Genomic DNA, 5139 nt, shown 5'->3' with positions numbered 1-5139 from the left:
TTTCACAATTGTAGTTTTTTCGACTGCTAATTCTCTTTGACTTTTCGAATACTAATCTTAAAAAGATTATCAATTTCTATTCTACTAATTCTGGTATTTCTTACAGATAGTTTTATTGATTTTAAACGGCCAGAATTAACTAGATCATATATCATTTGCTTACTACATTTCAATAAGCAGGCTGATTCTTTAACGGTTAGAAAAGCAGAGCTATTTATAATATCCATAGAGGATTCTTTAAAAAGTTGAGTGTTGATGTTACTTTTTTCTATTTTTTTTGTTTTTAGTTCAGCTTTATATGCTTTTTTATTACAGGTATGGCTGCAGTACTTTGTGACTGTTGTTTTTGCGATAAATTCCTTGCCACAATATTGGCATATTCTTATGATCTCAATGTTAGAACTCATATCAATGTTTTTAAAGTGGACTGTTAACCAAATAATTTAATATGGGATAACCCATAACATTTTTGCAATGTGTATCCATAATAGTGGATACTGTAATGTTTGAAAATTCTAGAAGTTTAGTAATTTCCTGATAATATACTCATTCGTAGTTTATTGCTAATCCTATTATTATATACTTCAAGCATCATTTTTACTCTTAAATTTTCTGCTAGGAATAGTGTTTGGTCATTATGTTTTTTTTCAAGTTGCGATTTAGGCATGCGATACAGAAAAAGTTTTAAATAAAATTTTCGCTGCGATTTTCCAGTTAATGGATCATAGATAGGAGGATAGGCATCTAAATAAAGTCTAACAGTATTTTTAGCTGCAGGCTTTTTACGTAATTTAATAAGTGTCATAATATTTTGTTTTAGAGTTGTCTACAAAAATATTATGAACTCTGTTTACTTTTAAATTATGTCTTTGAAAAGCCTAATTTGTCTTTTATAGGCCTTTCAATAATATAAAATCAACTATTGTTAATTATTATTTTTGATAACTGTATTGAATAACCTACGTATAATTTCTTTAGATACATAAACAGATTTTCCCTTCTTTATTTTAATTATATTATATATTTTCAATTTATTGTACAGGGCACTGGCAGAGATTTTATATAGGTTAATGATCTCATTTATTGTCCAACAGTTTTTTATTTTTGTATCTTCATCTTTAAATATAAAAGGTTTTATTTCTGTTTTATTTTGATATAATAACTTTTCAATTTCTTCCTTAAAAACTCTGGTTTTTCTCTGACTAAAATTAATAGAAGATAACTTTCCCTTTTTGATCATATCATAGATTGTAGTTCGGCCACATCCTATAATAATGGAAGCTTCTTTTATCGTCATACAATCAAAGGGAGAATAAGTGTACATTTTAAAATTGCATAAATTCTTATTTTCTATTGTTTGAGATGAATTTTTATTATATCTCTTATACATTTTTGTTCTACATCTTTGACTGCAAAACCTTGTTACAGTGGTTTTGGCTGCAAATTCTAATCCACAATATTCGCATGTTTTCAATATGTGGATATGTGTACTCATTGCTTTGTTCTAACTAGTTGTGCATCTTGAATATATATTTAAAAATAGAATGATTGTAAATGAATGCAATAAATTGTCCAAAGTCTAAAATAAGACAGTTAAATTGTTTCAAAAGTGGATTATAAAATGCTTAAAAGAATCTTAGAAATTAACTTTAATAATTGTTAATCAATTTATATAGAAATTAGACTCATTAAGTACAGTAAATTAACCTTTATACTAATGGTAAATTGTTTAAATCTAAATCGTTTTGTATGAAAATGAATTATCATAAAAAGGCTGTAAAAGTTCTAAAGAATTACCTTTAAATAAATACTAATTAATTCATTGAGAGTATGCTAGTATATATTAAGTGCAGTGAATTAACCAATAAAATCGTACGATTTTTATTTTGGAACTAGGGGACAAAACTGGGGACAAATTTAACTGATTTATAGTGCTAATTTTCTTTTGAAAAACGCATAAAACACTGTAATACAGTGGTTTATGGTGTGTTTAAAAGGATTTGCTTGATTGATGTAAGTTGTTGATTTTCAGATATTTAAGCGCGTTATTTCCCGATACAAAACTTAGAGAAAATATTCCCAAGTACCTCGTCGTTAGTAACTTCACCGGATATCTCACCAAGGTGCTCTAAAGCGTTTCTCAATTCATAAGCCAGTAATTCTGTTGAAATCTGGAATGAGATGGCCTCTTTTACTTTGTTTACAGCATCTAAAGACTTTTGTAAAGCTTCGAAATGGCGTTGATTGGTAATCACCACGTTATTTTCTTCCGATTTTAATTGCTCAACATAAGAAGATAACTCATTTTTAAGATCCTGAATATTTTGATTTTCAACCGCAGAGATCTTGATGAAATCAAATTCATGTGAAATGGCATTTCTGAAAACGTCTTCCACTGTTTCGTATTTTACAGGAGTTACCTCGTCAATTTTGGTGGCACAGATAATTAATTTCAAATCTTCCCTTAACAAAGATTGGATCATTTCAATATCTTCCGAAAAGTCTTCAGTAGCAGCATCCGCCAGATAGACTAGAATATTGGCATTTTCTACCTTTTCCTTAGCCTTTTTTACTCCAATAGCTTCAATTTCGTCTACTGTTTCACGCAAACCGGCAGTATCAATCAAACGGAAAGCATGACCTTTAATATGAAGAACTTCTTCAATCGTATCTCTTGTAGTTCCCGCAATATTGCTTACAATAGCTCTTTCCTCCTTCAGTAAAGAATTAAGAAGAGTAGATTTTCCTGCGTTAGGTTTCCCGATGATAGCAACAGCTGTACCGTTTTTAATAGCATTTCCGTATTGGAAACTCTCAATAAGAGACTTTAATTTTACATCTATTTTATCCAGTAATCCACTTAAAGCGGTTCTGTCAGCAAACTCTACATCTTCTTCCGCAAAATCAAGCTCTAATTCTATAAGAGAAACAAAATTCAGAAGATCAGTTCTTAATAACGATATTTCATTGGTAATTCCCCCTTTTAATTGGTTGATGGCTACTTTTCTGGAAGCTTCATTTTCAGAGGCAATTACATCAGCAATAGCTTCAGCCTGGGAAAGGTCAATTCTGCCATTGATAAAAGCACGAAGGGTAAATTCTCCTGCTTTCGCCATCCTTGCCCCATTTTTAATAAGGGTTTCAAGAATACGTTTTCCAATATGCGGTGAACCGTGAAAAGCAATTTCTACAGAATTCTCTGTAGTGAAACTTTTCGGTGCCAGGAAAATAGAAAGCATAACTTCATCAATAGCCTCTTCACCATCCATAAAATAACCATAATGAATAGTATGAGATTTCTGTTTTTCCAGTTTTTTTGCCGGAAAGCTTTTCTGAACTATGGGTAAAGCGTCACTTCCGGAAACTCTGATAATGCCTAAAGCACCTATTCCATTGGCCGTAGCCAGTGCACAAATAGTATCGTTATTCATGGTGCAAATTTACGTTTTTTAATGCAAATTTTACAGAAGAGTCCATATGTATTCTCTATACTTTTCATTATACGGCTGTGCAGAATTATTTCCAGTAATGATATTTTGAAAATGAGATGGATTCATATATATTCCTTCGTTATTATTGTGAAAAAGCTGGTTTAATAGATAAACTTTATTATGTTGTTATTTTCATTAAAAAAGAAAGTATGCGGAAATAAAGGGTTGGAGATAAATTGATAATTCATTAGAAAAAGTACTTCGTAAGTATGATATTGATAATTATTGGTTTATACTTCCCTGAGCTTATTTTTTTGAATGTGATAAATCAATGCATACTTATAATAATATTGGATTTTTAAATAATGTAAAAAGATTTCTTAAATATATTTAATTTTGATTTATTTAAAATACTGCTTATCAATAAGTTGTTTTTGTTACAAAATTAAACACAGTAAAACAATATTTTTGATAAAAATTAATTTCGGCACAGTATTATATTGTTATTTAAAAGGATGATGAAGTTTGGTATATTAATTGTTGAGTAGGGATTCGAAGATGTAAAAAAAACACATATTTATCATTAAAATGTGAATAATCCGTTAATTTAGCATAAAGATATATGAATAACTTAAATTTTTTCGATTTTAATAAGAAAATCATTTTTTTATTAATGATGGCCTTTTATGGGGTTGCCAATGCGCAAACATGTACACCATATACAGGGCAGGCAATGGTAAGTGGAACCACTTATTGCCTTAATGGAAATCTTACTGTAGGAAGCAATATAAGCATTCCAAATGGTGCAACACTTATCATCCAGTCTGGCCAATTACAGTCTGTCAGCATTCAGGTTAATGGTGTTCTGGAGATTGGTGACGGTGCAAGTGTGAAATCTACAGGGACTGTTACAGTCGGAGCTTTTAATTCTCAAAAGGATTCAAAAATTAAATTAGGAACCAAATCATTTCTATCTCTTGTGGGTTCGGTAGTTCAGGAAGATCCTACTTTTTTTGGAGCTTTTCCGGGATCAACTTCTGCAATTGAAATGGGAACAAATAGTGTTGTGGAGATTTGTGGAACATTTACACAACAGTCTACAACGTACCCATCTGTCAAATATATCGGAATCCCTACTGGTAGAGCTTATTGTATTGCAAAGGCTGATGTAAGTGGTGGAGGTGGTGTAATCAGTAATGATAGCCAAATTGTAGCTATTGCTATGGGGAATGTGATTGGGCTTGGTATGGGAAATGCAAGTTTCTGCGGACCGAATGCAACATCCGCTACATGTCCGTCTCTTTGGCCAAATGGATTATCTGATGATAGAAACAGTTGTGGTAACGCACCTACAATTATTGATAATATAGATTCATTCTGTACAAAACCAGGTGCTACGGGAACTCCTGATGGATTTACCAAATTTGGAATTACCATTCAGCAGAAAAATAACGCATGGCCGGAAAATGTACCCAATGGTTTTGTTGCTATGGAAGCAAAAGATAAAGGTTTTGTAATTACAAGAGTTCAACACGTAAGCCAGACTCCACAACCAGGTGATGCCATTACAGATCCGAAAGAAGGAATGCTGTTGTATGACCTTCAGGATAAATGTGTGAAGCTTTATAATGGTACTGAATGGAAATGTGTAGAACGAAGCTGTAATGATTAATTTTAAAAATTGTTAAAAGGATGAAAAATATAAAAA

Annotated in this window: 5 protein-coding genes; 1 reads left to right on the top strand and 4 read right to left on the bottom strand. The window is 31.3% G+C overall.

Features of this window, described 5'->3' with window-relative positions; translation table 11 throughout:
- Positions 1–26: 26 nt before the first annotated feature.
- The 4 genes from BBH99_RS09395 to mnmE all read right to left on the bottom strand — a co-directional run bounded on the left by BBH99_RS09395 (position 27) and on the right by mnmE (position 3431).
- Positions 27–407: a helix-turn-helix transcriptional regulator gene (locus BBH99_RS09395; RefSeq protein WP_066694925.1), complete on the bottom strand. Its 381-nt coding sequence runs from the start codon at positions 405–407 to the stop codon at positions 27–29.
- 116 nt (positions 408–523) lie between these two features.
- Complete coding sequence (locus BBH99_RS09390; protein ID WP_066694917.1) at positions 524–805, bottom strand: hypothetical protein; 282 nt, start codon at positions 803–805, stop codon at positions 524–526.
- A gap of 120 nt (positions 806–925) precedes the next feature.
- Positions 926–1495, bottom strand: coding sequence for a helix-turn-helix transcriptional regulator (locus tag BBH99_RS09385; RefSeq protein WP_083188794.1), 570 nt, complete (start codon positions 1493–1495; stop codon positions 926–928).
- A 550-nt stretch (positions 1496–2045) separates the two neighbouring features.
- Positions 2046–3431: a tRNA uridine-5-carboxymethylaminomethyl(34) synthesis GTPase MnmE gene (mnmE, locus tag BBH99_RS09380; RefSeq protein WP_066694911.1), complete on the bottom strand. Its 1386-nt coding sequence runs from the start codon at positions 3429–3431 to the stop codon at positions 2046–2048.
- A gap of 673 nt (positions 3432–4104) precedes the next feature.
- Between mnmE and BBH99_RS09375 the strand changes: the two genes are divergently transcribed.
- A complete protein-coding gene (locus tag BBH99_RS09375) occupies positions 4105–5103 on the top strand; it encodes a hypothetical protein (RefSeq protein ID WP_073300184.1) in 999 nt (332 codons plus the stop codon).
- Positions 5104–5139 lie beyond the last annotated feature (36 nt).

It is taken from the genome of Chryseobacterium contaminans, assembly GCF_001684955.1.
Taxonomy (GTDB): Bacteria; Bacteroidota; Bacteroidia; order Flavobacteriales; family Weeksellaceae; genus Chryseobacterium; species Chryseobacterium contaminans.
This window is presented reverse-complemented; position numbering and strand designations above follow the sequence as displayed.

What these genes read in the sequence shown, in the direction of transcription:
- BBH99_RS09395 (WP_066694925.1), bottom strand. Translation starts at nt 407, where the DNA reads ATGAGTTCTAACATTGAGATCATAAGAATATGCCAATATTGTGGCAAG.
- BBH99_RS09390 (WP_066694917.1), bottom strand. Translation starts at nt 805, where the DNA reads ATGACACTTATTAAATTACGTAAAAAGCCTGCAGCTAAAAATACTGTT.
- BBH99_RS09385 (WP_083188794.1), bottom strand. Translation starts at nt 1,495, where the DNA reads ATGAGTACACATATCCACATATTGAAAACATGCGAATATTGTGGATTA.
- mnmE (WP_066694911.1), bottom strand. Translation starts at nt 3,431, where the DNA reads ATGAATAACGATACTATTTGTGCACTGGCTACGGCCAATGGAATAGGT.
- BBH99_RS09375 (WP_073300184.1), top strand. Translation starts at nt 4,105, where the DNA reads ATGATGGCCTTTTATGGGGTTGCCAATGCGCAAACATGTACACCATAT.